Below are 26585 nucleotides of genomic sequence, written 5' to 3' on the forward strand. Positions count from 1 at the left end.
TGAACAGAACCCCTAGTCTTCGCGAACAAGAAAACCATGCACTGACTCAAGCGATCGTCGTCTTGCATGAGCAAGTCAAGGGCATCTACGGCTACCGTCGCCATAGGCTCCATTTGCTTCGACAACCAGGTAAACGCGTGAACCATAAACGGATCCGGCGCCTCATGAAGGTAGCAGGCATCCAGTCGGTCATCCGGAGGAAGAAAAAGCAATATGCGCGTTCTACACCTCAGCATGTTGCTGAGAATCTGTTGAACCGCAAATTCCAGGCAGAAGCTCCTAATGAAAAGTGGCTGACGGATGTAACAGAATTCAAATATGGAAACGGTCAGAAGGCCTACCTCAGCGCTATCCTAGACCTCCATGGCAACAACATTATTTCCTTCGTGCTGGGGCATTCGAACAACAACAAGCTCGTATTTGAAACACTGGACCAGGCGCTAAAGGCAGAGCCCGGTGCTACCCCTATGCTTCACAGCGACCGGGGGTTTCAATACACCTCGTCGGCTTTTAAGAAGAAGCTGGACCAAGCAAACATGACCCAGAGCATGTCGCGTGTTGGCCGGTGCATTGACAACGGACCTATGGAAGCCTTCTGGGGGACCTTGAAGTGCGAGATGTATCATCTGAACTCATACCATACGTTCGAGGAACTGGAGAAAGCCATTGACGCCTATATTTACTTTTACACGAACAAGCGAATACAGGCAAAATTAAACGGCCTCAGCCCTAAGGAGTATAGGACTAAAGCCGTCTAATTCTTTTACTTATTTGTACTGTCTACTTGACGGGGTGCAGTTCAAAGACCGTCCCGGCCGGGACGGTCTTCTGCTTTTAACCTTTGCTACCCATAAGGGGTGTCCATGGGGAAGCGGGCTTCCCTTGCTTCCCTCCCGTCCGAGACGCTTCTATTGGATTATATCCAACGAACCGAATCGATTCGCCCCCGCCTTCGGAGCTCAATTGGAACGAATCCAACAGATTCGGCCCCAACGGCCATCCAATCGGCGCTTTTTTGCAAAACTGCTGGATAGACTCCAATGGCGGACCGGCTTTCGCTCTCTTCTAAGCTGATCGATTGGATTATATCCAATGGAAAGCCCCCATCAACAACGACTCACCATCACACGCATTCGCTCTTAATGGATAGTATCAGCCGTCGCGGCAGGCGGAAAGCCGAGTCCAGCTCGACCACCCCCGTTAAGCGGCGAAGCGCCGCATGCGTCTCCCCACGTACGGGGAGCCGCATACAGGGAGCCGCGTGCGGTACGAAATCGTTTCGCGCTCCGCAAATCGCGTGGCACTCGGGCTCTCTACCCGACGGTGCCGTTTCCTTACGCTTTGCTAGCGCCGAGCTGCACCGCTTCGGCCTCCGCCGAATCGAGCGGTTTGGACGGCTCCGCCGCGCGGTTCGACGTCCGAAGCGGAAGCTCCTTCAGGAAGAACACGAGCACGAAGGCGACGACGGTCACGAGCGCTCCCGTCAAGAAGACGACCGACAGCGTATCGCCGAGCGCTTCGCGAATGCGATCGATCATTTGCATGAACAGCGGCTGCACGTCCGCCGGCAGGCCCGCTTGCGTTTTCTCGATGAGCGGCTTGTTCATCAGCGTTTGCGGATTCGCGAAGGACAGCATTTGTTCGGCCGTTTTCGGATCGAGCTTGCTGAAGTCGGCCGCACCCGGCGACTGAATGGCTTCCTTCAAATTGCGCGCCAAGCTGTTGGACATAACCGTTCCCATGACGGCGATCCCGATCGTGCCGCCGAGATTGCGGAACAGCTGGGACGAGGCGGTGACGACGCCCAATTCTTTATGCGGTACGGCGTTTTGGGTCGCCAGCGAGAAGACGGGCATGCCGAGACCGAGTCCGACGCCGAATACGACCATGCTGACGACGGCCAGCCATACGCTGTTCATGAACACCATGATCGTCATGCCGGCGATCATGATCGGCATCCCGATCAGCGCAAACCGTTTGTATTTGCCGCTCTTCGCGATCAGCTGGCCGGTAATGGCGCTGACGACGACCATGGCGATCGACATCGGCATCGTGACGTACCCCGCGTAAGTCGGGGAAATGCCGAGAACGCCCTGCACGAAAAACGAAAGATAGATCAGCGCCCCCATCATGCCGAAGTTCATGATGAAGCCGATGACGTTCGAGATCGTAACGATCCCGTTTTTGAACAGGTAAAGCGGCAAAATCGGGTTTTTCGCTTTCGTCTCCACGAGGACGAAGATGACGCCCGAGACGACGGACGCCGCAAGCAGTCCGAGAATTTGTCCCGATCCCCAGTCGTACTCGGTGCCGGCCCACGAGAAGGCAAGCAGCAAAGGAACGATCGTCGTCGTCAGGAACAACGAGCCGACGTAGTCGACGCTTTGCGACGGTCCGCGCTCGACTTTCGGGAACAGCGCCATAATCATGACGAAGGCGACGACGCCGAGCGGCAGGAAAATCCAGAACAGCCAATGCCAGTCCATATGGTCGACCAAGTAGCCGCCGAGCGTCGGACCGATGACGCTGGAGAAGCCGAATACGGCGGTCATCAGACCCATCCATTTGCCGCGTTCGCGTGGAGGGAACAAGTCGCCTACGGCCGTAAACGCCGTCGATTGGATGATGCCGGCGCCGATGCCCTGTATACCCCTGTACAAAATGAACTGATACACGTCCGAAGACGTGCCGGTCAAAAATGCGCCGGCCATGAATAGCAAAATCCCGATCAAAATGAACGGCTTGCGCCCGAACATGTCGGACAGCTTGCCGACGAGAATGGTCGCGATCGTGGACGTCAGCAAATAAATGTTGATCGTCCACGTATAGTAATCCATCCCGTCGAGGATGGCGATAATCCGGGGCATCGCCGTGCTCGTAATCGTCTGGTTGATGGCGGCGAAAAACATCGCGGCCATTATGGAAATCATAATCGTGATCTTGCGTTTGATCGATAAGTGCTCCATCTCTTATCCTCTCTCCGTCTTTGGTTTGTCATTCTTTTCTCTGTACGTCAATCAGGCCGAGCCCGGGCGGCGTAACGCCGACGGGTCCGACTCCTCGCCCGCACCCGCGAGCTTCTCCATCAATTCCGTGACCGTCCGCACCTCGTCCGGCTCGAGCCTCGCCAGGAAACGGGCGAGCGCGTCCTTGCGCTCGAGCATCGCCTTCTCCAAAATATCGATGCCCTCCGGTGTCACCTGCACCAGCACCGACCTGCGGTCGGCGGTATCGTGCGTACGCGTTACGTAGCCGGATTTTTCGAGCCGGTCGATCATGACCGTGACGGCGCTCGGCTTCACCTCCATTTTGTCGGCAAGCTGGGTCAGCCTGCAGGCGCCGTGCCTGCTGACGAAATGAAGCATGAACATTTGGGGAGCCGTAATTTGCGTCTTCAGCTTGTGCAGAAGGTCGGATTCCAAGCTGCGCTTGAACGTGTATAACGCCGTCTGAAAACGGTCCACCAGCGAATCCACGAGTATCCCTCCTTGTCCATTCATTTATACACTATAATATTTTCATGATTTAAATATTAACTCGTTTCAATTTTTGTGTCAACGCGGGGATCGTTGGAGATTCGACGGTCGCGCGCTCCGGTACAATCTTGCATTTTCGACCCTGTAGTGATACGATTCGAAAAAGATAGAACGGCATATTAAAGGAGTAGACAGCGCGTGAAACGGATCGCATTCCTCGGGCCCGAAGGTACGGTTTCCCACGAGGCCGCCCGGTATTTTTTCGCGGAGGGGACGCACGAGTTCGTTCCTTATTCGCTCATGTCCGACGTATTCGCGGCGACGGCGGACGGTACGGCGCATTTCGGCGTCGTGCCGATCGAGAACACGATCGAAGGATCGGTCAAGCATCATATCGACCTGCTCGTCGAGGAGACGGGCTTGCCGATTCAAGCCGAATGGGTGTACCCGTCGGTTCAAAATTTGATCGGACGCGCTTCCGCGGAAGGCGAGCCTTATGCGTCGGTGCGGAAGGTCGTATCGAAGGACGTAGCGATCGCGCAATGCCACGATTTTTTGCGCAGCCGGCTCCCGCACGTCGAATTCGAATACGTGAACAGTACGGCGGAAGGGGTGCGCCTCGTCAAGGATTCGGACGACCCGTCGGTCGCCGCGATCGGGACGAGAACGTCGGCGGAGCTGTACGGTCTCGATCTGCTCGCCGAGAACATTACCGATCATGACAACAATTACACCCGCTTCATCGTCGTCGGGAAGACGAAGCCGGACATGGAGACGGCCGGCCAGGACAAGACGACGATTCTCGTCACGCTGCCGGAAGATTATCCGGGAGCGCTCCACCAAGTGCTGTCCGCATTCGCCTGGCGGCGCATCAACTTGTCCAAGATCGAATCGCGGCCGACGAAGAAGAAGCTGGGCAATTATTATTTTTATATGGATATCGAAATGTCGCTCGACACCGTGCTCCTGCCGGCTGCCCTGCAAGAAATCGAGGCGATCGGCTGTCAAGTCCGCATACTCGGTTCGTATCCGAGCTACGGGTACCGGAAATCGATCCAAGGAGGAGAAGCGTAATGTCGCAATGGATTTATTTGAACGGGGAGTACGTCGCCAAGCATGAAGCCAAAATTTCCGTATTCGATCACGGCTTCCTCTACGGCGACGGCATTTTCGAAGGGATCCGGATTTACAACGGCAACATTTTCAAGTGCAAGGAGCATCTCGACCGGCTGTACGATTCGGCCAAATCGATCATGCTCGACATTCCGCTTTCCTACTCCGAGATGGAGCGGGCGCTCATCGAGACGATCCGCAAAAACGGCATGAACGACGGTTACATCCGTCTCGTCGTTTCGCGCGGAGACGGCAACCTCGGCCTCGATCCGCGGCGCTGCCCGAAGGCGAACGTCGTCATCATCGTCGAGCAGCTCGCCATCTACCCGCCGGAAGCGTATGTGAACGGGCTCAAGTCGGTGTCCGTGTCGACTCGCCGCAACATTCCGGACGCGCTGAACCCGAAGATCAAGTCGCTCAACTATTTGAACAATATATTGGTTAAAATCCAGGCGAACCTGGCCGGTGCCGGCGAAGCGATCATGCTGAACGCGCAAGGGTACGTGGCCGAAGGGTCGTCGGACAACATCTTCATCGTGAAAAACGGCGTCGTCTTTACACCGCCTTGCTACGTCGGCGCGCTCGAGGGCATTACGCGCGGCGCCATTCTCGAAATTTGCGGGAAAATCGGCTTGCCGGTCCGCATCGAGCCGTTCACGCTGCACGACGTGTACGTCGCCGACGAGGTGTTCTTCACCGGTACGGCCGCGGAAGTGATCGCCACGTGCGAGGTCGACGGCCGCGTCATCGGCTCCGGCAAGGCGGGACCGATTACGACGCGACTGCTCGAGGAATTCCGCAAAATCGTCGAAATCGACGGCTTGAAAGTAAACGGCTGACGATCGGACGCCTGTCGGGACTTAACACGTCCCGGCGGGCGTTTTTTTGCGTTGTCCCGCCACCGTTCGACCTCCGGCTCCGGCGTGCGTGTCGGCGCGTGCGGAACGGCGGCGGGATTTTTTTCGCCGATGGATGTCAAACGCCTACCTCCTGCATAGACTGTATTGTTATTCAAGACAACGGGAGGTTTCAGTCCGGTGAAAATCCATCTGGTGAAAAAGGGAGAAACGCTCTTTCACATCGCCAAAAAGTACGGCATCGAGCTGCAAAAGCTGATTTCGTTCAACACCCAGATCGCCGACCCCGATCAAATCGACGTCGGCACGAAAGTCAAAATTCCGTCCGCTCCGGTGCCGGTTCCGCCTCCAGTCGGCGATATATTGCACAAGCACGTGGTCGTGCAGGGCGATTCGCTGTGGAAGCTGTCGAAAGCGTGGGATGTGCCGCTCAAGGCGGTCATCGACGCCAACCCGCATCTGAAAAATCCGAACGTGCTCATGACGGGCGAAGTCGTGTATATTCCGAAGCTGGGCACGGACATGCCGCATGAGGGTGTTCAAGAGGGCGCTCCAATGGAGGCGGTCGAGCCGATGGAAGGCGAGGCGCCCGCGGCCGTTCCGGGACCGGAGGAGATGACGGAAGCCGTCCCCGGACTGGAGGAGGCGGCTCCGGCCGTTCCGGGACTGGAGGAAGCGGCGGAAGTCGCGCCGTCGCCCCAGGCGCAAGAGCCCGTCGCGGAAGCCGCCGATTGGACGGGAACGACGGCGATGACGGGCGAGGTGCCGATCAACGACTGGACCGGCATGCAGCCGCTCCCGCCCGGCTATGCGGAATCGGCCGAACCGATGTTCCCGCACACCGTCGTCGGCGGCGAGCAGGAGGAGATGAAAGCCGAGTTCCCGTTCGCGCAATATCACATTCCCGCGACGGAGGCGATGATGCCGCAGCCATCGCTGTATGGCGGTATGCCGCAAGCTCCGTACGCCTTCGACGCCGGCAAAGCTCCAACGTATTCTCCCATGCCGTCGTCGTTCTCGCTCAGCTACGAGAGCGTGCAGCTCGAGCACATGCCGGCGGGACAGCCGGAAGGCGCATGGCCGTTTATGGACGCGATGCCGGCGGTTCCCGGCGCCGTCATGCCGGCCGTCGGCGAGAAGTATCCGGGCATTTCGAGCAGCTCGGCCGCTCCGTGCGCCGGCGCGCCGATGCCGTATCCGGTTTCGCCCGCCTACCAGCAGCAGCCCGGCTTCGGCTTGATGCCGGAGGCGATCGGCCCGGCTTACGGTCATCACGGATACGGCTTCGCGCCGGAAGCGGTCGTGCACGCGGACGTCCCCCATGGCTACGACTTTTCGCCGTCGGCCGCGGTACCGTGTCACCCTTGCCAAGGCCACGGCATCTATCCGCCCGCCGTGCACGGCGTTCCGTACGCGATGCCGTTCGGCGCGTATCCGGCTTCGTATTCGCCGCATTCGGCTTGGGCGCAGAAGGAAGACTGCGGCTGCGGCGACGACCGGACGGGGGATATCAGCTCGGGATCGGCACAGACGAGCGATTCGACCCGCAGCCCGAAAGGGCGCGGAACGAAAGCGGCGATCAGCACGGCCCGGACGAAAGCGCCCAAGCGGAGGCCCTCGCCGGCGCCGAAGGAGAAAAAGCAAAACCAACCTTGGATTCGCGCATGATCGTCTGACCGGCCGGTCGGGCCCAGGCGTATAAGCGACACCCTTACTGGGAAAACTAGAAAAAAAATCTAGGACCAGAAGGGGATTCCCATGAACTTGTCAAGCCTGTACAAACAACTGAAGAAGCGTCTTCGGCAAAAAAGACGATGGTTGTCGCTTGGCTTTTTCATCGTGGCGGCCGCCGTCGGCCTGCTGTCGCTTTACGTCGCCCGCCATTCGGAGACGACGGGATTCGGCGAGGAATCGGCGCGCACCGTCGCGGCGGGGCTGCGCGCCGGGGAGCAGCCGGAAGCCCGCCTGTCGGTCGAGCAGCGGCAGCTGCTGGAGCGGATTCGCGAAGCGGGCGGCAAACGGGACGTTTATATGCGCAAGTCGTTCGTGTGTGGCGAGGAGCAGCAGCTGCTCGGGCGGATGGGACCGGACGAGGTGACGAGCTTGCAGGGCGAGCATCCGCAATGGACCGCGGAGCTCGGCGCCGACGGGTCCGTCACGTTTACGGAGCGGATCGACGACCTGTCTCCCGCCTGCAAGGACAACGCGTATTTCGGGTTGGACAAAAACGGAAACTTGTCGCTGTTCGAAGGGCCGCCGGAGCAAGAAAAGGTGATCCGCACGTTTTTTCAGCTGAACATGGGGTACTTGGAGAGCAGTCTCCCGCACGATACCGTCGATCAGCTGAAGGACGGCATCCGCATATTCGACATGGCGGAGTATAACAGCGTCCTGTCCACGTTCAGCGATTTCGCCGTCGAAGAGACGGAAAAAGTGATGATGCCCGCGTCTTGAGCGGGACGAACTTCAACCGCCGTTCGCTTGCGGTCGCCTTCCTGACAAAGGGGCGTCGGCAGGCGAAGCGGCGGTTTTCGTTTTTCTGTCCATCCCCCGCTCAGTTTGCTATAATGGCAAATAGAACACATATGTTCGCCATACATAGAGGGAGAGGAACGTTTCCGTGCGCGTACTGGGCATCGATCCGGGCATCGCGATCGTCGGCTTCGGCTTTATCGACAAGCAAGGACACAAGCTCGTTCCCGTCCAATACGGGAGCATCCAGACCGAAGCGAACACCGATTCGGCGGTCCGGCTGCAGGAAATTTACGAGGCGGCCGTCCATTTGATCGACAAGTACAAGCCGGACGCCGTGGCGATCGAGAAGCTGTTTTTCAATAAAAACGTGACGACGGCGTTGACGGTCGGACAGGCGAGAGGTGTCCTGATGCTCGCCGCCGTGCAGAACGGGGTCCCCATCGCGGAATATACGCCGCTGCAGGTGAAGCAGGCGATCGTCGGCTACGGCAAGGCGGAGAAGAAGCAGGTGCAGGAGATGGTCCGCATGTTTCTGAAGCTGAGCGCCGTCCCGAAGCCGGACGACGTGGCGGATGCGCTCGCGATCGCGATTTGCCATGCGCATTCGGCCGGATTGCAGCAAAAACTGAACGGAGTGGGGAAACGATGATCGATTTTTTGCGCGGCAAAGTGGCGCACCGCGAGCCGGAATACGTCGTCATGGACGTGCATGGCGTAGGCTACCGGGTGTTTTGCCCGAATCCGTACGCATTCTCCGACAAGCCGGAGGACGTGACCGTATACATTCATCACCATGTGCGCGAGGATGCGATTCTGCTGTTCGGCTTCGCGTCGCGGGAGGAGCAGGCGCTGTTCCGCAAGCTGATCGACGTGACGGGCATCGGGCCGAAGGTGGCGCTCGGCATATTGTCCGGAGGACGGCCGGAGTCGGTCGTCGCCGCGATCCAGCAGGAGAACGTGGCGTTTTTGACGAAGCTGCCCGGCATCGGCAAGAAGACGGCGCAGCGCATCATTCTCGACCTGAAGGACAAGCTCGGCGCGGTAACGTCCGGCTTCGACGGAGCGGCGTTCGCCGGCGCTCTGCAGGAAGCGGGGGCGGCGGCCCGGACGGGAAGCGGTCCTTGGGCGGAAGCGAAAGAGGCGCTGCTCGCGCTCGGATATACGGAGGCGGAGGCCGATCGCGCCTGGTCGAGCGTGAAGGCGAAGGCGAAGGAGAACGATTCGGCGGACGTGCTCGTCAAGCTGGCGCTGCAGGCGCTGTACGCGGGGTAAGGCGGCGGTCCGGCACGGGCTTTCGCCCGGGAAGCAGGAACCATAACCTCGCCAGGGAGCAATACGGAGCAACGCGAAGGAGGGCGGCAGCGTGGAAGACCGGATCATATCGGCCAACCTGATGATGGAAGACGAAGCGGTGGAGCTCAGTCTGCGTCCCCGGTATTTGGCCGAATATATCGGCCAGACGCAAGTGAAGGAAAATTTGAAAATTTATATCGAGGCGGCCAAAATGCGCAAGGAGGCGCTCGATCACGTGCTGCTGTACGGACCGCCGGGGCTCGGCAAGACGACGCTTTCGAACATTATCGCCAACGAGCTCGGCGTGAACGTCCGCACGACATCCGGTCCGGCGATCGAGCGGCCGGGGGACTTGGCGGCGATTTTGACCAACCTGCAGGAAGGCGACGTGCTGTTCATCGACGAAATTCACCGGCTGCACCGGACGGTCGAGGAAGTGCTGTATCCGGCGATGGAGGACTTCGCCCTCGATATCATTATCGGCAAAGGGCCGAGCGCGCGCTCGGTCCGGCTCGATCTGCCGCCGTTTACGCTCGTCGGGGCGACGACGAGGGCGGGACTGCTGTCCGCGCCGCTGCGCGACCGGTTCGGCGTCGTCAGCCGGCTCGAATATTATACGGTGGACGAGCTCAGCTTCATCGTCAGCCGGGCGGCCGACATTTTGCAGGTCGGCATCGTCGGCGACGCCGCGGACGAGATCGGCAAACGGTCGCGCGGCACGCCGCGGATCGCCAACCGGCTCTTGAAGCGGGTGCGCGATTACGCGCAGGTGCGGGGAGACGGCGTCATTACGACGGACATCGCCCGCGCCGCCTTGAAGCTCATCCAAGTCGACGATCTCGGTCTCGACGAGATCGATCACAAAATGCTGCGCGCCATCATGACCCATTTCCGAGGAGGACCGGTCGGGCTCGATACGATTGCGGCGACGATCGGCGAGGAGAGTCAGACGATCGAAGACGTGTACGAGCCGTATTTGCTGCAAATCGGCTTCCTGCAGCGGACGCCCCGCGGGCGGACGGTGACCGCCTCCGCCTACCGGCATCTCGGCTTGCCGGTTCCGAGCGCGGACGGCGGTCGCGACTAAGGGGACAGCGTAAAGGAGAGAATGACCGATGACGAGACGACAGCGGCCGCGGCGGCACGTCTGGGCGGCGGCGCTGCTGGCGGCCGCGCTGTGCGTGCCCGCAGCGGTAGCGGACAACGTGGCGGAGGCCGCCGTGCCGAAGCTGGACCAGATCCGCGTCGCCTTATACATAACGAACGGAAAAACGTACAATTCGACGGTACCCGCCGTGACGCTTTCTTCGCCGGCGGGCTTGGACGCGGGCGTACGGACGCCTTCCGGCGTCCGGGTGTGGACGGTCGTGCCGCCGGGCGTGCAAGCCCGCTTCGCGGCCGACGGCTACAACGTGCTGCTGCTGGAGACGGCCGACGCGAACGCGGCGAAGACGCTTGCGCAAGCGTTGGCCGCCACGCAGGACAAGCCGGCCGTCTTCCGGGCGGCCAAGCTCGGCCAAACGGTATACCGGGTATATGCCGGCCCGTACGCCACGAAGGAGGAAGCGACGGCGGCGAAGCAGCGCATCGCCGCCGGCGGGGCGGCGGCCGCGCTGCCCAAGGGCGGTACGGCGACGGTGACGGGGCCGCACCGCTGGAGCGCAGGCACGTTCCCGAGCGAGGCGGCCGCGCGGCAGCAGGCCGACGCGCTCCGGCTGAAGGGCGTCGACGCTTGGGTCGTGGCGACGGAAGCGGCCGGCCAGCTCGCCTTCGCGGTATGGATCGGCGAGGCGGCGGACGCCGAGCAGGCGAGCGCCGCCAAGGCGCAGGCCGAGAAGCTGGTGCCGGGCTTGGCGCTGCTGCCGGTCGACGCGGCGGCGCCATACTTGCTGCAGCGCGAGGACGTAACCGGACCGACGGCGGCCGTCACGCATTATGCGTTCAACCCGAATGAGCAAAAAGTATGGATATCGCCCAAGGACGGCGTGACGGCGGTCGCCGAGAAGGGCGGCCGGCAATACCGGGGCAATCTCGAGCTGAGCCGGCATAACGGCAAGCTCGCCGTCGTGAACGAGCTGCCGTTCGAGCAATATCTCGTTTCCGTCGTCGGCGGAGAAATGAGCGACGGCTGGCCGGCGGAGGCGCTGAAGGCGCAAGCCGTATCCGCGCGGACGTTCGCTCTCGCGCAAGGATTGAAGTACCAGATCGCGCACGTTTCCGACTCCACCGCCGATCAGGCTTATTACGGCGTGGAGGAGGAAGGCCGCAACGTCTCGGCCGCGGTCGCGGCGACGGCCGGCGAGGTGCTGACGGCGAACGGCCAATTGATCACGCCGTTCTTCTACTCCAACGGCGGGGGCATGACCGGCGACCCGGTCGAAGTTTGGGGCCAGCCGATTCCTTACCTGAAGGCGACGGCGAGTCCGGACGAGGGCGCGCAGGCGGGCAAGCCGCAATGGTACAAGGTCGCCATGGCAAACGGCACGGTCGGCTACGTCCGCTCGGACTTGGTGACGGACAGCGGCACGACGAACGCGGCGGGATTGAAGGTCGTTACCGTGAAGGGAACGGGCGTCAGCATCCGTCCCGCCCCTTACGTGGACAACGCGAACAATGCGGCGATCGCCACCGTAAATGCGGGCGAGCGGCTCGTCGCGCTCGGCACGACGCCGGAGTCGAACGCTTACGGCTGGGTGCGCGGTCCTTACAAGGCGGACGTGCTGCTCAAGGAATTGAACGGCGCTCTCGCAAGTCCGATCGCCGGTCCGCTGTCGACGCTCGCGGTGAGCAAGCGGGGCCCGTCGGGGCGCGCCGTGGAGCTCGAGGCGAACGGGCGTCCCGTCCCCGTCGCGAAGCCGGACCAATATCGCGGCGCCTTGTTCGATGCGCCGAGCACCCGGTTTGAAATCGAGGAGACGGGACGGTATACTGTACTGGGAGCGAATGGTCAAACCCGCAGCTTGCCCGAATCCGCCGGGGCGCTATATGCGGTCGGCGCTTCCGGTACGGCGTCCGCTCTAGCCAAGCCGGGCATGATCGTGCTGGGCGGAGGCGGAGCGGTTCGCGACATAACGAAAGACCCGCAGTTCCGCTTGGTCGGCAAAGGCTACGGCCACGGCTTGGGCATGTCGCAATGGGGGGCGCGGGGACTGGCGGAAGCCGGAACCGATTATAAAGGCATACTCCACCATTACTATACTGGGGTCACTATCGCGAAGGACTGAAGGAACATGGATGTACAAGCATTCGATTTCGACCTGCCCGAATCGTTGATCGCGCAGACGCCGCTGCCCGAACGGACGTCGTCCCGGCTGCTTACGCTGGACAAGACGACGGGAGAGATCGGGCATCACGGCTTCGAGCGGCTGATCGATTATTTGCGGGCCGACGATACGCTCGTGTTGAACGATACGCGGGTCATTCCCGCCCGGCTTATCGGCGTCAAGGCGGATACCGGCGCCAACGTCGAGCTGCTGCTGTTGAAGGAGCTCGGCGGCGACCGCTGGGAAGCGCTCGCCCGTCCGGGGAAACGGCTGAAGCCCGGCGCCGTCGTTCGATTCGGCGGCGAAGGGGAACCGCTGCTCGAGGCGGTCGTGGAGGCGGAGGGCGAGATGGGTTCGCGCATCGTCCGATTCCGCTACGAAGGCATTTTCCGCGAGCTGCTCGACCGTCTCGGCCAAATGCCGCTTCCGCCGTACATCAAGGAGCGGCTGGACGACCGCGAGCGGTATCAAACCGTGTACGCCCGCCACCCCGGCTCCGCCGCGGCTCCGACGGCCGGGCTTCATTTTACCCCGGACTACTTGGACGCGATTCGGGCCAAAGGGGTGCGCATCGTTCACGTCACGCTGCACGTCGGACTCGGTACGTTCCGGCCGGTGTCGGTCGACCGGGTCGAAGACCATACGATGCATGAGGAATATTATTCGGTGCCGGAAGAAACGGCGAAGGCGCTGAACGAGGCGAAGGCGGCCGGGCGCCGCGTCGTGGCGGTCGGTACGACGTCGGCCCGGACGCTCGAGACGGCGGCGAACCGGTTCGGCGGCGGACCGATCGAAGCGTGCGACGGATGGTCGGGCATTTTCATTTACCCGGGCTATACGTTCCGGATGGTCGACGCGCTGCTGACGAATTTCCATCTGCCGAAATCGACGCTCGTCATGCTCGTCAGCGCCTTGGCGGGAACCGACAACATCATGCGCGCGTACCGCGAAGCGATCGAGCGGGAATACCGGTTTTTCAGCTTCGGGGACGCGATGTTCATTTATTGACCGACTTTAGCGAAAGGAAGTTACCATTGGCAGCCGTACGCTACGAACTGTTGAAAGTATGCAAGCAATCCGGCGCCCGTCTCGGCCGGCTCCATACGCCGCACGGCGTCATCGATACCCCGGCGTTCATGCCCGTCGGCACGCAGGCGACGGTGAAGACGATGAGCCCGGAAGAGCTGAAGCAGATGGACGCGCACATCATTCTGAGCAACACGTACCATCTGTTTCTGCGTCCCGGCCACGACATCGTCCGCGAAGCGGGAGGGCTGCACCGGTTCATGAACTGGGACCGGCCGATCCTGACCGACAGCGGCGGGTTCCAGGTGTTCAGCCTAAGCGAGCTGCGCAAAATTACCGAAGAGGGCGTCGCGTTCCGCAACCATTTGAACGGGGACAAGCTGTTCATCTCCCCCGAAATCGCGATGGAGATTCAAAATGCGCTCGGCTCCGACATCATGATGGCGTTCGACGAATGTCCCCCGTACCCGGCGGAATACGATTACGTGAAGAAGTCGATGGAACGGACGACGCGCTGGGCGGAGCGGTGCCTGAAGGCGCACGCCCGTCCGAACGACCAGGCGCTGTTCGCGATCGTGCAGGGCGGCATGCATGCCGATCTGCGCAGGGAGAGCGCGGCTCAGTTGACTTCCATGGATTTCCCGGGGTATGCTATTGGTGGACTGAGCGTCGGGGAATCGAAGCCGCTGATGTACGAGATGCTGGAATGCACCGTGCCGCTTCTCCCCGATCGGAAGCCGCGTTACTTGATGGGGGTCGGTTCGCCGGATGCGCTGCTGGAAGGATCGATTCGCGGCGTGGACATGTTCGACTGCGTCCTGCCGACGCGGATCGCACGCAACGGCACCGTCATGACGAGCCAAGGACGGCTTGTCGTACGGGGAGCCAAGCTCGCCCGCGATTTCGGCCCGCTCGATCCGAATTGCGGCTGCTACACGTGCACGAACTACAGCCGCGCTTACTTGCGCCATCTGCTCAAGGCGGACGAGACGTTCGGCATTCGTCTGACGACGTATCACAACTTGCATTTCCTGCTCGACCTGATGCGCAACGTCAGACAAGCGATCGCGGAAGACCGTCTGCTCGATTTCCGGGACGAATTTTTCAACCGGTACGGGATGCACGACAACGACCGCGGATTTTAGAGAGGAGGTACGTCTCACATGTGGAATTTAGCGGAAGACGCCGCGACGACGACGGCAGGCGCCGGCAGCTATTTGACGACGATCGTTCCGTTCGTGCTGATGTTCGCCGTTCTGTATTTCCTGTTGATTCGGCCGCAGCAAAAACGTCAAAAATCCCGCAACGCCATGCTGAACCAGCTGAAAAAAGGGGATAAGGTGACGACGATCGGAGGCTTGCACGGCACGATCGTGGAAATTACGGACGATATCGTCGTGCTTCGCGTCAACGACGCGACGAAGCTGACGTTCGACCGTTCGGCGGTCAATGCGGTCACCACGCAGGCACCGGAGAAAAGCGCCGAGAAGACGGCGGAGAAGTAAACGAATGTGCGAGATGAAGAGGCTCCTCTTGAAGGTGGCAGGTTTAGTCCGATAAACCAGCGCTTGAAGGGGAGTTTTTTTATGCGCCGATAGAAATGAATGCGCCTCTCGTGGAAACGGCCCTAGTCCGATGATGTTCCGGACTAAGGCCGTTTTTTTTGCTATGCACGCGGTGGAAAGAGGCGCAGCGGAGCTGTCGGGTGCGGAAGCTAGTAAAAATTGTACTTTTTCATAGACCCCCACATAAGCAGCCGGTTCTATGAAACATAAAATAATCGAAATAAAAGGAAAGGAATGATAGCATGAACCGTTCAAAAAAGGTTGCCCGCCCGCATCAAAAAGCCGGCATGACCAAAAGCAAAGCCATGTCCATCTATCGGGCACGGGTCGCCAAACATCAACGTGTACAAGCCCCGCCGGTTATCAGCCAAGTCAACGTCGTCATCGGAACGGACAATACGTGGTCCAACGCCCAAGCGATAGACCGCAATCCCGCATGGGTTCCGGTCAATAACGCCCGATACGTTTGGAGCGCCCGGAATTTGAGCGACAATAACGCCATCATTTCAAGACGCTTCCAATTGTCCACCAGAAGATCGATTATTCGGGGGCGCCTGTTTTTGTCCGTCGACAACTATGCCGTAGTCATCATCAACGGATTTATCGTTCAATTCGATAGCCCGCAGGAAACGACCTCGTTCTTCAACCCCGGACGCACGTTCAACATCACGCGCTTTTTGCGCAGAGGAACGAACGATATCGTCATTATCGCCTTTAACTCCAACGGGGCGCCCAGAAGCGACAGCAACCCTGCCGGCGTGGCGGCAAGACTGAACATTCGGTTGTCTTCGCTCTAAGGACGGCGCTTCGGAAGAACGCTCCATTCATGAGGAGACAGAACGGCGATCGAACGGAAAAATCAAGCAAAAAAAGCAGCCCGCGGGCTGCTTTTTCCATTCACCACTTGCCGTCGGCATTGCGCCGCTTCTTGATCGCGCCGTCCACGCGGCTGCCGGCGAACAGCGATCTGCCTTCGCTGAGCCGGATGCCGAAGCGGCCGGCCAGCAGGCCGAGCACCATGCCGGCGGACATATCCATCAGCCAGTGAATGCCCAAGTAAAAAATCGAGAAGATGATGATCCCGGCGCTTACCGGCGCGAACACTTTCCAGAAGCCGTTCTTGGACCGGAGCGCGATGACCGCCATCGAGACGGAAATCGACGTATGCAAGCTCGGGAAGCAGTTGTCCAAGTCCGACAGCGGACGGTAGTCCGTCTCGAACGTCGGGAACGCGTCGAGCATCAGGAAGCGGACGTTCGGGTTGAAGGCGTGCACCTCCGTAACCGGGAAGAACAAGTAAAACGGAATGGCGATCATGTAGTTGATCATCATCGCGTAGCAGACCGCCCGGAACAGCTTATAGTTGCGCTCGTACGTATAGATGGCGATCGACGTGATCATGAGCGCCGGAAAGACGACGACATAAAAAAAGCTGAGCACGGAAGTCAGAAAGCCGTTTTCGAACAACCTTTGAAAAACGGCGACGAACTCGCCCTCAAGCCCGTATACGGAAGGAGTGAAGTCGCTGTGGGACTTCATGTTGTTTTCAAGCGTAATTTCGATTTTATTGAAGAACAGGATAACGACCATGCCGAGAAAGTGCAGCAAATATTTGCGGGACGTAAACAGCTCCTGGACGAACATGCCCGCGGCATGGAACGGATATAACGGATGCCGCTTCAGGGAGAGAAACAACAGCACGTAGACGGTGATGGCGATATATACGGTCGCATGGGTCATGGATTGTATGGTGAACATGGTGTTTCCCCCTAAAATATGGTAGGTGGCGTGTCGCGAACTTTAGTATTATATCATATTCCGAGGGAAAGGTGAACGGAATCGGGCCTGCGTCCGAATCGCCTTATTTTTTCGTATTGACGCCGATCATGCCGCCGAGCGCGCCGGCCGGAACCGAAAGCGCAAGCAAAATGGCGGTATCTTGGCCGATGCCGGCATCGAAGCCGAGAAAGCCGACGAGGACGACGATCGCCGTATACAGGATGCCCAGAATGGCGCCGTGATACCAGCCGCGGCTGCCGGCCCGTTTGCCGCTGGAGAAGCCTCCGAACAGCGAAGCGATGCCATGAATGACGAAAGTGGCCGTCGTCACGGACTCCTCGCTCGTATCGGTCATCGTAAGAAGAAGCGACGTGACGACCGCTCCGACGCACAGCCATACGAAAGCATTGACGATGCCGGACAACAGCGGCGACGTGATGCGGATCCGGGGCAATTTCGAGATAGGGTTCATGCGGACATGCACCTCTCAATTCCTTTTTTGTACCCATTGTATGGGGGACTTGGCCGGTTTAGTACAAGACTCTGGCAATTATTGAATGCCCTGAACTTGCATGAGGCGGTAGATTGGCGGTCAGAATACCAATGAAATCTGAACGAGCGGAGGAGTCGGAGAACATGGAGCTGTTTACCATTTTTTGGCGTACGGTGCTCATATACTTCGTCATCTTCATCGTCATCCGGATGATGGGGAAGCGGGAGATCGGGAAGCTGTCCGTATTCGATCTGGTCATATCCATCATGATCGCCGAGATCGCGGTGTTTATTATCGACGATCCGGAGATGCCGATCGTCCATGGCATCCTGCCGATGATAACGCTCGTGTTCATTCAAATCGCCATCGCGTTGATCACCTTGAAAAACCGGACGATCCGGCTGTGGTTCGACGGGAAGCCGAGCTACCTGATCGAGAACGGCAAGCTGAACCAGGACGAAATGCGCAAGCAGCGGTATACGCTGGACGACCTGATCATGCAGCTGCGCGAAAGGGAAGTGCCGAACTTGGCCGATGTCGAATTCGCCGTGCTCGAAACGTCGGGCAAGCTGTCCGTTATCGAAAAAGAAAAGGAAAAACGGTCCGGTCCGGGTTCTTCCGGACCGGACGTTTCTCCGGGCGTGCCGGGCTTCCGTTACGAAGGGCTGCCGCTCGCGCTCATCATGGACGGCAAAGTGCAGGACGACAGCTTGGAGAAAATCGGGAAGACGCGGTTTTGGCTGAAAAACGAGCTGCAGGCCAAAGGCGTCAACGATTTCAAGGACGTGTTTTTTTGCTCGATCGATCATCGGGGCCGGTTGTTCCTCGACAAGAAGAAAAGATAAGTCAAGAGCGGGGGCGTTTCCCGATCCACGGCAGACGGGATACGTCGCTTGCGTCGACGAGCTTCAGCCAGACGATCATGAGCAGGTAGACGAGCGAGCCGAGCGCGCAGGCGGAGGCGAACCGGACGAACGGCATGTCGTGCCAGCCTCCGTTCATGACGGCGTAGCAGCAGGCGCCCATGACGGCGGCGGCGAAGCCGGTTTTGACGTAATCGCCGGCCTGCATCCGGAACCGGAGCAGCCTGGAGACGCTGTGCCAATGAAGCATCGTCACGAGCGCGATGTTGACGTTGATGGCGACGACGGCGCCGAGAATGCCCCACTGGGGACGAGACGCCAAGTAGACGATTAGCGCGAGCTTGACGACCGCGCCGACGAACGTGTTCGTCAGGGCGCTGCCCGGCCGGTCGAGCGCCTGCAGCGTCGCTTGCAGCGGTCCTTGGTAATACAGGAACAGAGCGACGGGGGCCATCATTTTGAGCATTTTGCCGACCTCGGCGTTGCCGTATAAATAGTAGCAGAGCGGTTCGGCGAGCACGTACATGATGACGGCGAACGGAGCGCCGGTCACGAGCGCCAGCCGAAGCGACTGGTGAAGCCGCTTGTGGATCGTGCGCATGTCGCCCCGGGCGGCCGCCTCCGACAATGACGGGACGAGCGACACCGAAAGCGAGTACGTCAGAGCCCCGGGAAGCAGCAATACCGGTATGACCATTCCTTGCAAAACGCCGTACTGGGCGGTGGCGACGGCGGTGGCGACGCCGGCGATCGCCAAGCTTTGCGCGGTCAATATCGATTCGAGCAAGTACGAGGCGGATCCGACGAGCCGGCTTGCCGTCACCGGGATGGCGATGTCGAACAGCTTGCGGATGCGGAACCGGCTCGACGCGGAGCCGTCGGCCGACGGCTCCGCCTGCAAACGGATTCGGTCGTGGCCCTTCGAGTAGCTGTACAGCAGTACGGCCATGCCTCCGAATTCGCCCACGACGACGCCCATCATCGCGCCGGCGGCCGCCCATTCGGTCCCGTACGGGAGGAAGGCGTAGGCGAGGCCGAGCATGGCCGCGATGCGGACGATCGTTTCGACGACTTGCGAGGCGGCGGTCGGAATCATATTTTGACGGCCCTGGAAGTAGCCGCGATATACCGCCGATACGGCTACGATCGGCAAAATGGGGCACATGCTCAAAAACGTATAGTACACTCTCGAGTCGGTGAGCAAGCGGGACGTGATCCAGGGGGCGGCCCATATGCACAGCAGCGTGAAGACGAACGCCAGTCCGCAAGTGATCGCCAGCGAGGCGCGCAGGATGGAGCGGACTTTGCGCTCGTCCCGCTCCGACTCGGCCTCGGCGACCAGCTTGGCCACCGCAAGGGGAATGCCTCCGGATATGATCGTTATGATGACGATCATGAACGGATACCCCAATTGGTACAGCCCGACCCCTTCGGCTCCGATGACGCGCGGAAGGGTAATGCGGGGGACGAAGCCGAGAATCCGGTTGACGATGCCGGCCGCGAGCAAAATCATAGTCCCTTTGATGAACGATTGCTTCCTCAAAGCGGTGTCTTCCTTCCGTATTGGGATGGACTGGCTTATTCTCATGAATATGCGGACGGTGGCCAAGCTCATGCAACATTTTTGCGGCGCGGCCGCGGGCCGGGAAGGATTCGGAACGCCGGCGGCGAATAGGTAAGGGTATCGACGGGGACGGGTCAAGCGGGTGGAAGGAGGGTGCGCCATGACCGGGGACGATTTCGAGACGACGGAACGATTGTCGGAGCAGCAGCTGAACGAAACGATCGAGGAGCTGTGCCGAAGCAAGGCGGACGAATTCCGGATGCTCGGATACGACCGCGTGACCGGCGCGGACGTCTGGAACTGCGTGAGCGACAAGTATGCGAAAACCGGACAGCCCCAGCTGCATCAGGTCGTCAACGACATCTTGTCGCTGAAAATTACGACGCTCATGAACTGGATGACGATGAGCATTTATCGAAAAGACGCCCGCTTCGAGCTGTAAAAGCGCGCGCGATGCGAGAACCCGTTCCGGCTGGGACGGGTTTTGGTCCGTCTGGCGGCGCTTTTGCGTTTCGCGGCGTCGGACGCGGCCTTACGAAATGGGGATTTTCGTCAAATTGACTCGATTTTCGGCGGTAGGTATAATAGGAATATTGAGTATGGAAGGGAGTCGCTCACATGAACATCAAGCGATTGGCGGCGTTTCTGCTTATCGTGGTTATTACGCTAGGAGTCGTAGCATGGTCAAGCCCCGGACTGCTTTCGAAGGTCAGACTTGGCTTGGATTTGAAGGGCGGCTTCGAAATCTTGTACGTCGCCGAGCCGATTGAAGCCGGCAAGGAAGTGACGCGCGATTCGCTCATCAAGACGGCGCAAAGTCTGGAGAAGCGGGCGAATGCAAGCGGCGTGGCCGAGCCGGACGTCACGACGGAGGGCACGAACCGGATTCGCGTCAAGCTGGCGGGCGTCGAGAACCAGGAGCAGGTGCGCGAGCTTCTCCGGAAGCCGGCCGAGCTGTCGTTCCGCGGCCCCGATGGCAAGAAGGAAATGGTCGGAAGCGATTTCGTCGAAGGCGCGGCCAAAGTCGGCTTCGACACGGCGAACCGGCCGATGATTCAGATCGAAGTGAAGGACAAGGACAAGTTCGCCGACGTGACGAGAAGGCTGCTCAACCAGCCGCTCGCGATTTACTTGGACGAGGAGCAGCTGTCCGCTCCGGTCGTGCAGCAAGTGCTGACCGACGGCAAAGCGACGATCTCGGGCAACTACACGTTCGAGGAAGCGACGAATTTGAAGGACATCATCAACCTGGGCGCGCTGCCGCTCAAGCTGACCGAGAAATATACCCAATCCGTCGGCGCCACGCTCGGCCAGCAATCGCTCGAGCAAACCGTGAAGGCGGGCATTATCGGGTCGCTGCTCATCCTGCTCTTCATGGTCGTCTTCTACCGCGTGCCGGGCATCGTGGCGGCGATTACGCTCATTACGTATACGTGGCTCGTCCTGCTCGTCTTCTACCTGATGAACGCGACGCTGACGCTTCCGGGCATCGCGGCGCTCATTCTCGGGATCGGGATGGCGGTTGACGCCAACATCATCAAGTTCGAACGGGTGAAGGAAGAGATCCGCTCCGGCAAAAGCCTGCTGTCCGCCCTGAAATCGGGCTCGAAGCATTCGTTCCGGACGATTATGGACGCCAATATTACGAATATCATTTCTTGCGGCGTGCTGTATTTTATCGGCAACGGCGCCATCCGCGGCTTCGCCTTGACGATGATCGTGAGCATTTTGATCAGTATTTTGACGAACGTATTGTTCTCGCGCATGCTGATCGACCTGCTTATCCGCAGCAAGCTATTTACGAAGCCGACGTATTTCGGCGTCAAGGAGGCTGACATCCGTGAACTCTAAGCGACGGTACGATTTCGTCAAAAACCGGAATATTTTCTTCATCGCCTCCGCGGCCGTCACTTTGATCGGCATCATCATGGTGCTTGCGTTCGGTCTGCACTACGGCGTCGACTTCAAGTCGGGAACGTCGCTCGACTTGTCGATCGGCAAGACGACCGAGAAGGCGCAGGTCGAGAAAGTGTTTGCCGACACCGGGCTTACTCCCGTCATTTTGACAATGGGGGGAGCGAATAACGACCGCTTTTCCGCCAGATACGACGAGGTGTTGACCGAGGATCAGGTGAAGACGGTCACGACCGCTTTCGTCACGGCGTTCGGGAACCAGGTTTCGAGCGAGGTGAACGTCGTCTCGCCGGATATGGCCAACGAAATGAAAAACAAGGCGATGATCGCCGTCGGCATCGCGAGCATCGCGATCAGCCTGTACGTGACGATCCGCTTCGAATGGCGGTTCGCCGTTTCGGCCATCGTCACGATTTTGTACGACGCCTTCTTCGTCATCGCGGTTTTCTCGATTTTCCGGCTGGAGGTCGACCTGCCGTTTGTGGCGGCCGTGCTGACGACGATCGGCTATTCGATCAACGACAAGATCGTCATCCTCGACCGGATACGCGAAAACTTGCGTTTTTCCAAGCTGAAGACGGACGCCGATTTGGCCGAGCTGGTCAATACGAGCATTTGGCAGACGATGGGCCGGTCGATCAACACCGTCGTGACCGTATTGCTGGCCGCCATCTGTCTGTACCTGTTCGGCAGCGAGTCGATCAAGCTGTTCGCGCTTGCGAAAATGATCGGCTTGGTGAGCGGGGTTTATTCGTCGATTTGCCTCGCCACGCCGATGTGGTATTTGTTGAAGAGAACGTCGCTGAGGTCGGTCAAAGCGGCACCGGCCAAAGCGAATTCGTAAGCGGCAGCCGAAATCCGTCATCGCATTCGATGCGTTTCTACACGTAAGGAGGGGCGACATGTCGGAGCAGCGTTTCGAGAAGGCGCAGTTCGCCGCATGGCTCGGCATTATCGGCAACATTGCGCTTGCGGTCATGAAAGGAATCGTCGGTTGGCTGTCGGGCAGCAAGGCGCTGCTCGCGGACGCGGCGAATTCGGCTTCGGACGTCGCCGGCTCGGTCGCGGTATTGCTGGGGCTGAAGGCGGCGAAGCGTCCTCCGGACGAAGACCATCCGTACGGGCACGGCAAGGCGGAGTCGATCTCCGCGATCATCGTATCCGTGCTGCTGCTGCTCGTCGGCCTGGAAATCGGCCTCAACTCGATCAAGACGATCTACGGGGGCGTCGGCGCGGCGCCGAAGGAATTCGCCCTGATCGCCATCGGCATCTCGATCGTCGTCAAAGAATGTTTGTTCCAGTACAGTTTCCGGCTCGGCAAAAAGCTGTCCAGCCAGGCTCTCATCGCCACTGCCTGGGACCACCGGACGGACGTCATGTCGTCCGTGGCGGTGCTCGTGGGCGTGGGCGGCGCGGTGCTGGGCGATTATACGAACCAGCCGATGCTGTATTATTTGGACCCGGCCGCGGGACTGTTCGTCGCCTTCCTCGTGCTGCGCATGGGCATCAAGCTCGTCACGGAGTCGATTCATACGACGATGGACCACGTGCTGCATAGCGAGGAGACGGAGGAGCTGCTCGAAACCGCGCAGCGGGTGAAAGGCGTCATCGCCGTCAACGAGCTCCGTGCGCGCGAGCACGGCCACTATGTGATCGTCGACATCAAAATCAGCGTCAATCCGAAAATAACGGTCCATGAAGGACACGATATCGGCAAGGCGGTCAAGCATCAGCTGCTGACCAAGTTCAGTCACGTTTCCGACGTATTCATTCATGTCAATCCTTACGATCCCGGATATCCTTACAAAGACGTCGATTCGGAACATCCCGATTTCCCGACATTGCTTCATTAGAGACGACATCGAGAGACTATGAGGTGGGGGTGCGGAGTGCTTCATTCGAAAGCGAGATGGAACATGAACGAGAGCGACGCGGCGGCCGCGGAGTCGCTCGCCCGGGAGCTCAAGCTTCATCCCGTCGTCGCGCGCATGCTCGTCGCCCGGGGCGTAACCGACGTCCGGGAAGCGCAGCTCTTTCTTCACGGCGGAAACGATCATTTTCACGATCCGTTTCTGCTGGACGGGATGGACGCGGCGGTCGCGCGAATTCGCAGCGCGCTCGACCGCGGAGAGAAAATACGCATATACGGCGATTACGACGCCGACGGAGTGAGCAGCACGTCGCTGATGGTGCATGCGTTCCGTCGGCTCGGCGCCGATTTCGACTATTACATACCGCACCGGGCCAACGAAGGATACGGCCTGAACGCGAACGCGATCGATCTCGCGAAGCAAAGCGGCGTATCGCTGTTAATTACCGTCGATACCGGGATCAGCGCCCGGGAGCAGGTCGCCCATGCCGCCGGTCTCGGCATCGACGTCATCGTAACCGACCACCACGAGCCTCCGGAGCTGCTTCCCGAGGCCGTTGCCGTTCTCAACCCGAAAAAGCCGGGCTGTCCGTATCCGTACAAGCAGCTGGCCGGCGTCGGCGTCGCCTTCAAGCTGGCGCACGCCCTCTTCGGGACGCTCCCGGAATCGCTGCTCGAAATCGCCGCCGTCGGAACCGTGGCCGATTTGATGCCGCTCACCGGCGAGAACCGTGCGATCGTGAAGCTCGGGCTCGAGCGGATGCAGTCGAGCGGCTATGTCGGCATCGTCGCGCTGCTGGAAGCGTCCGGCATTTCCGGCAAGGAAGTGACGGCGACGCACCTCGCTTATTCGCTCGCTCCGCGCATTAACGCCAGCGGCCGGCTCGATCATGCGGGAGACGCGGTGCGGCTCCTGACGACCGACGACCGCGACGAGGCGGATCGGATCGCGTTTTCGCTCGACGAGCTGAACAAGGAAAGGCAGCGCATCGTGGAGGAGATGACACAGGACGCGTTGGCCCGCATGGCGCAAGAAGAAGCGGGGGCCAATGCCAACGTCGTCGTCGTCGCGGCCGAAGGGTGGAACGTCGGGGTGATCGGCATCGTGGCGGCGAAGCTGCTGGAACGGTTTTACCGGCCCGTCATCGTGCTCGGCATCGATCCGGAAACCGGCAAGGCGAAAGGATCGGCGCGATCGATTCCCGGCTTCGACTTGTATCGGGCGCTGACCAGCTGCGCCGATTTGCTCGACCATTACGGCGGGCATCAAGCGGCCGCGGGCATGACCGTCCACCGGGACCGGATCGGCGAATTTCGCGAGAGGCTGAACCGGCTGGCCGAGGAGTGGCTGACGGCCGACGACTTCGTCCCGGTCCAGCATGCCGACGGCGAATTCGAGCTGGCCGACGTCACCGTCGAGTGCATCCGCCAAATCGAATCGCTCGCCCCGTTCGGGATGGGCAACCCGGCTCCGCGGTTCGTCCTGAACGGATTGAGCGTTCAGGACAAGCGGGCGCTCGGAAGAGAGCGGCAGCATATGAAGCTGACGCTCGCGGACGAGGACGCCGCTGCATCCTCCCCCCCCGTGGAGGCGATCGGCTTCGGCAAGGGCCCTCTGCTCGAGCTCATATCGGCGACCGCGAAGGTCGACGTGCTGGGCGAGCTCGGCATCAACGAATGGAACGGCGTCCGCAAGCCGCAAATCGTCATCCAGGATATGCGCATCCCGCACGCCCAGGTGTTCGATTGGCGCGGCGTCAAGCAGGCGGTCGACAAGTTCGGCGAGGTGACCGCCTTTATCCGGGAGCAGGACGGGGAGCGCGATGCCGGTCCGGCGGCGATCGTCGTCGAGACCGGCTCGCCGACCCGCCTGCTCGATCCGGACCGGATCGGCTGCGGCTTGTGGGCGCTGGACGAGCGTGCCGGCGTGCTGCCGTTGAACGCGGAGGCGAGAGCCGGTCGTTTCGCCGAGGCGGACGACGTGCTGCTCCTGTCGATGCCGGATAAGCTCGCCAGCCTGGAGAACGCGCTCGGCCATTGCCGGGCGAAGCGGGTGTACGTTTATTTCGGCGATTGGGACCGCGATTACGCCACCGTGCCTTCGAGAGAGGCGTTCAAGGCGATTTACCAGGCGGTGCTGCACAAAGGAAGCTGGGAGGCCGGCGGCGCCTCGTTCCTCGAGCCGATTCGCCGCAAGGCCGGGCTTTCCGACGGACTGATCCGCTTTATGCTGCAAGTGTTCGAGGAGCTGGAGTTTATTACGAACGCCGACGGCGTTTACCGGGTCGCCGCAACGCCGAAGAAGCGGGATTTGACCGAGTCGCCCGCTTACCGAAGCCGTCTCGCCCGTACCGAGGTCGAGCAGACGCTCGTCTATTCCAACGCCCGACAGCTGGGAGAATGGGTTTCCGCCCGTCTCGCTTTTAATCCGAAACGAACGATGGAGGTAACAGGATGAATCTCAAGGAGCACATTCGGGTCGTCCCCGACTTCCCGCAGCCGGGCATCCGGTTCAAGGACATCACGACGCTGCTGAACAACGGACCGGTGTACAAGGAAGTGATCGATCGTTTGGCAAACCATTACCGCGGCCAAGGGATCGATCTCGTGGCCGGTCCGGAGGCGCGCGGCTTCGTCATCGGCGCACCGCTCGCCTATGCGCTCGGCGTCGGCTTCGTGCCGATCCGCAAAAGCGGCAAGCTGCCCGGCGAAACGATCGAAGCCGGCTACGATCTGGAGTACGGCAAAGATAAGCTGGCCATGCACAAAGATTCGATCCGGCCGGGGCAAAAGGTGCTGATCGCGGACGATTTGCTCGCTACCGGCGGGACGATTTCCACGACGATCAATCTCATTCGCCAGCTAGGCGGGGATATCGTCGGTGCGGCGTTTTTGATCGAGCTGACGTACTTGAACGGCAAAGACAAGCTGGAAGGCATCGACGTCCTGTCGCTCGTTCAATATTGATCGTTCGCAATCGACAATCGCTCCGGGAGTCGGACGAAAGGACGTAACCACCCAGACGTTACCGCGA

The 26585-nt window shown here is 60.1% G+C and carries 25 protein-coding genes; 20 read left to right on the forward strand and 5 right to left on the reverse strand.

Translation table 11 applies throughout. The annotated features are described in order from the left end of the window. Positions 1-758, forward strand: a 758-nt coding sequence (locus DLM86_RS16060; protein ID WP_110841073.1) for an IS3 family transposase, incomplete at its 5' end; no start/stop codon positions are given. 576 nt (positions 759-1334) lie between these two features. On the opposite strand, the gene DLM86_RS16065 is transcribed toward DLM86_RS16060, so the two are convergent. Then, positions 1335-2966, reverse strand: a complete 1632-nt coding sequence (locus tag DLM86_RS16065) for an MDR family MFS transporter (protein WP_110841074.1) — start codon at positions 2964-2966, stop codon at positions 1335-1337. A 51-nt stretch (positions 2967-3017) separates the two neighbouring features. Further along, positions 3018-3476 (reverse strand): MarR family winged helix-turn-helix transcriptional regulator, encoded by a 459-nt coding sequence (locus DLM86_RS16070; protein ID WP_158289497.1) that lies wholly within the window; start codon positions 3474-3476, stop codon positions 3018-3020. A gap of 198 nt (positions 3477-3674) precedes the next feature. Here DLM86_RS16070 and pheA point away from each other — a divergent pair, with 198 nt between their 5' ends. From pheA to DLM86_RS16130, 12 genes are all read left to right on the forward strand, one after another. After that, complete coding sequence (gene pheA / locus DLM86_RS16075) at positions 3675-4550, forward strand: prephenate dehydratase (RefSeq protein ID WP_110841076.1); 876 nt, start codon at positions 3675-3677, stop codon at positions 4548-4550. Beyond that, positions 4550-5428, forward strand: coding sequence for a branched-chain-amino-acid transaminase (gene ilvE, locus DLM86_RS16080; RefSeq protein WP_110841077.1), 879 nt, complete (start codon positions 4550-4552; stop codon positions 5426-5428). The genes pheA and ilvE overlap by 1 nt, the downstream gene beginning before the upstream one ends. 198 nt (positions 5429-5626) lie before the next feature. Then, on the forward strand, positions 5627-7114 hold the full coding sequence (locus tag DLM86_RS32490) for a LysM peptidoglycan-binding domain-containing protein (RefSeq protein ID WP_245954647.1): 1488 nt from the start codon (positions 5627-5629) through the stop codon (positions 7112-7114). Between the two features lie 90 nt (positions 7115-7204). Beyond that, positions 7205-7900, forward strand: a complete 696-nt coding sequence (locus tag DLM86_RS16090) for a BofC C-terminal domain-containing protein (RefSeq protein WP_110841079.1) — start codon at positions 7205-7207, stop codon at positions 7898-7900. Positions 7901-8066: 166 nt separating this feature from the next. Continuing rightward, complete coding sequence (ruvC, locus tag DLM86_RS16095; RefSeq protein ID WP_110841080.1) at positions 8067-8570, forward strand: crossover junction endodeoxyribonuclease RuvC; 504 nt, start codon at positions 8067-8069, stop codon at positions 8568-8570. Next, positions 8567-9193: a Holliday junction branch migration protein RuvA gene (gene ruvA / locus DLM86_RS16100; protein WP_110841081.1), complete on the forward strand. Its 627-nt coding sequence runs from the start codon at positions 8567-8569 to the stop codon at positions 9191-9193. Before ruvC ends, ruvA begins: the two co-directional genes overlap by 4 nt. Before the next feature lie 91 nt (positions 9194-9284). Continuing rightward, a complete protein-coding gene (ruvB, locus tag DLM86_RS16105) occupies positions 9285-10301 on the forward strand; it encodes a Holliday junction branch migration DNA helicase RuvB (RefSeq protein WP_110841082.1) in 1017 nt (338 codons plus the stop codon). Positions 10302-10329: 28 nt separating this feature from the next. Further along, positions 10330-12438 carry a SpoIID/LytB domain-containing protein gene (locus tag DLM86_RS16110; protein WP_110841083.1) on the forward strand — a complete coding sequence of 703 codons (2109 nt, stop codon included), beginning with the start codon at positions 10330-10332 and terminating at the stop codon, positions 12436-12438. Positions 12439-12444: 6 nt separating this feature from the next. Continuing rightward, the gene (gene queA, locus DLM86_RS16115) at positions 12445-13485 is read left to right on the forward strand and encodes a tRNA preQ1(34) S-adenosylmethionine ribosyltransferase-isomerase QueA (RefSeq protein ID WP_110841084.1); all 1041 of its coding nucleotides are present in this window, start codon (positions 12445-12447) and stop codon (positions 13483-13485) included. A 26-nt stretch (positions 13486-13511) separates the two neighbouring features. Continuing rightward, entirely contained in the window at positions 13512-14648 is a 1137-nt protein-coding gene (tgt, locus tag DLM86_RS16120; protein WP_110841085.1) for a tRNA guanosine(34) transglycosylase Tgt, read from the forward strand. Between the two features lie 18 nt (positions 14649-14666). After that, positions 14667-15008, forward strand: a complete 342-nt coding sequence (gene yajC, locus DLM86_RS16125) for a preprotein translocase subunit YajC (RefSeq protein WP_110841086.1) — start codon at positions 14667-14669, stop codon at positions 15006-15008. Between the two features lie 302 nt (positions 15009-15310). After that, the gene (locus DLM86_RS16130; RefSeq protein WP_110841087.1) at positions 15311-15865 is read left to right on the forward strand and encodes a hypothetical protein; all 555 of its coding nucleotides are present in this window, start codon (positions 15311-15313) and stop codon (positions 15863-15865) included. 100 nt (positions 15866-15965) lie between these two features. On the opposite strand, the gene DLM86_RS16135 is transcribed toward DLM86_RS16130, so the two are convergent. Both DLM86_RS16135 and DLM86_RS16140 read right to left on the reverse strand, forming a co-directional pair. Beyond that, complete coding sequence (locus DLM86_RS16135) at positions 15966-16826, reverse strand: phosphatase PAP2 family protein (RefSeq protein WP_110841088.1); 861 nt, start codon at positions 16824-16826, stop codon at positions 15966-15968. A gap of 103 nt (positions 16827-16929) precedes the next feature. Continuing rightward, positions 16930-17319, reverse strand: coding sequence for a TIGR04086 family membrane protein (locus DLM86_RS16140; protein ID WP_110841358.1), 390 nt, complete (start codon positions 17317-17319; stop codon positions 16930-16932). Positions 17320-17483: 164 nt separating this feature from the next. Here DLM86_RS16140 and DLM86_RS16145 point away from each other — a divergent pair, with 164 nt between their 5' ends. Next, positions 17484-18185, forward strand: a complete 702-nt coding sequence (locus tag DLM86_RS16145; RefSeq protein ID WP_110841089.1) for a DUF421 domain-containing protein — start codon at positions 17484-17486, stop codon at positions 18183-18185. 1 nt (position 18186) lies between these two features. On the opposite strand, the gene spoVB is transcribed toward DLM86_RS16145, so the two are convergent. Beyond that, positions 18187-19746, reverse strand: coding sequence for a stage V sporulation protein B (gene spoVB / locus DLM86_RS16150; protein WP_110841090.1), 1560 nt, complete (start codon positions 19744-19746; stop codon positions 18187-18189). A 181-nt stretch (positions 19747-19927) separates the two neighbouring features. Here spoVB and DLM86_RS16155 point away from each other — a divergent pair, with 181 nt between their 5' ends. From DLM86_RS16155 to DLM86_RS16180, 6 genes are all read left to right on the forward strand, one after another. After that, positions 19928-20209, forward strand: coding sequence for a post-transcriptional regulator (locus tag DLM86_RS16155; RefSeq protein ID WP_110841091.1), 282 nt, complete (start codon positions 19928-19930; stop codon positions 20207-20209). 176 nt (positions 20210-20385) lie between these two features. Next, entirely contained in the window at positions 20386-21618 is a 1233-nt protein-coding gene (gene secD / locus DLM86_RS16160; protein ID WP_110841092.1) for a protein translocase subunit SecD, read from the forward strand. Next, the gene (gene secF / locus DLM86_RS16165) at positions 21608-22525 is read left to right on the forward strand and encodes a protein translocase subunit SecF (protein WP_110841093.1); all 918 of its coding nucleotides are present in this window, start codon (positions 21608-21610) and stop codon (positions 22523-22525) included. The genes secD and secF overlap by 11 nt, the downstream gene beginning before the upstream one ends. A 58-nt stretch (positions 22526-22583) precedes the next feature. Beyond that, complete coding sequence (locus tag DLM86_RS16170; protein ID WP_110841094.1) at positions 22584-23534, forward strand: cation diffusion facilitator family transporter; 951 nt, start codon at positions 22584-22586, stop codon at positions 23532-23534. Between the two features lie 36 nt (positions 23535-23570). Further along, entirely contained in the window at positions 23571-26009 is a 2439-nt protein-coding gene (recJ, locus tag DLM86_RS16175) for a single-stranded-DNA-specific exonuclease RecJ (RefSeq protein WP_110841095.1), read from the forward strand. Beyond that, positions 26006-26518, forward strand: a complete 513-nt coding sequence (locus DLM86_RS16180) for an adenine phosphoribosyltransferase (protein ID WP_110841096.1) — start codon at positions 26006-26008, stop codon at positions 26516-26518. Before recJ ends, DLM86_RS16180 begins: the two co-directional genes overlap by 4 nt. Positions 26519-26585 lie beyond the last annotated feature (67 nt).

Source organism: Paenibacillus flagellatus, assembly GCF_003217775.1.
Lineage (GTDB): Bacteria > Bacillota > Bacilli > Paenibacillales > NBRC-103111 > Paenibacillus_AB > Paenibacillus_AB flagellatus.

Bases quoted from the DNA above. Each gene is read 5' to 3' on its own strand.
- DLM86_RS16065 (WP_110841074.1), bottom strand. From the start codon at position 2,966: ATGGAGCACTTATCGATCAAACGCAAGATCACGATTATGATTTCCATA.
- ilvE (WP_110841077.1), top strand. From the start codon at position 4,550: ATGTCGCAATGGATTTATTTGAACGGGGAGTACGTCGCCAAGCATGAA.
- DLM86_RS16090 (WP_110841079.1), top strand. From the start codon at position 7,205: ATGAACTTGTCAAGCCTGTACAAACAACTGAAGAAGCGTCTTCGGCAA.
- ruvA (WP_110841081.1), top strand. From the start codon at position 8,567: ATGATCGATTTTTTGCGCGGCAAAGTGGCGCACCGCGAGCCGGAATAC.
- DLM86_RS16110 (WP_110841083.1), top strand. From the start codon at position 10,330: ATGACGAGACGACAGCGGCCGCGGCGGCACGTCTGGGCGGCGGCGCTG.
- queA (WP_110841084.1), top strand. From the start codon at position 12,445: ATGGATGTACAAGCATTCGATTTCGACCTGCCCGAATCGTTGATCGCG.
- yajC (WP_110841086.1), top strand. From the start codon at position 14,667: ATGTGGAATTTAGCGGAAGACGCCGCGACGACGACGGCAGGCGCCGGC.
- DLM86_RS16130 (WP_110841087.1), top strand. From the start codon at position 15,311: ATGAACCGTTCAAAAAAGGTTGCCCGCCCGCATCAAAAAGCCGGCATG.
- DLM86_RS16135 (WP_110841088.1), bottom strand. From the start codon at position 16,826: ATGTTCACCATACAATCCATGACCCATGCGACCGTATATATCGCCATC.
- DLM86_RS16140 (WP_110841358.1), bottom strand. From the start codon at position 17,319: ATGAACCCTATCTCGAAATTGCCCCGGATCCGCATCACGTCGCCGCTG.
- DLM86_RS16145 (WP_110841089.1), top strand. From the start codon at position 17,484: ATGGAGCTGTTTACCATTTTTTGGCGTACGGTGCTCATATACTTCGTC.
- DLM86_RS16155 (WP_110841091.1), top strand. From the start codon at position 19,928: ATGACCGGGGACGATTTCGAGACGACGGAACGATTGTCGGAGCAGCAG.
- secD (WP_110841092.1), top strand. From the start codon at position 20,386: ATGAACATCAAGCGATTGGCGGCGTTTCTGCTTATCGTGGTTATTACG.
- DLM86_RS16170 (WP_110841094.1), top strand. From the start codon at position 22,584: ATGTCGGAGCAGCGTTTCGAGAAGGCGCAGTTCGCCGCATGGCTCGGC.
- DLM86_RS16180 (WP_110841096.1), top strand. From the start codon at position 26,006: ATGAATCTCAAGGAGCACATTCGGGTCGTCCCCGACTTCCCGCAGCCG.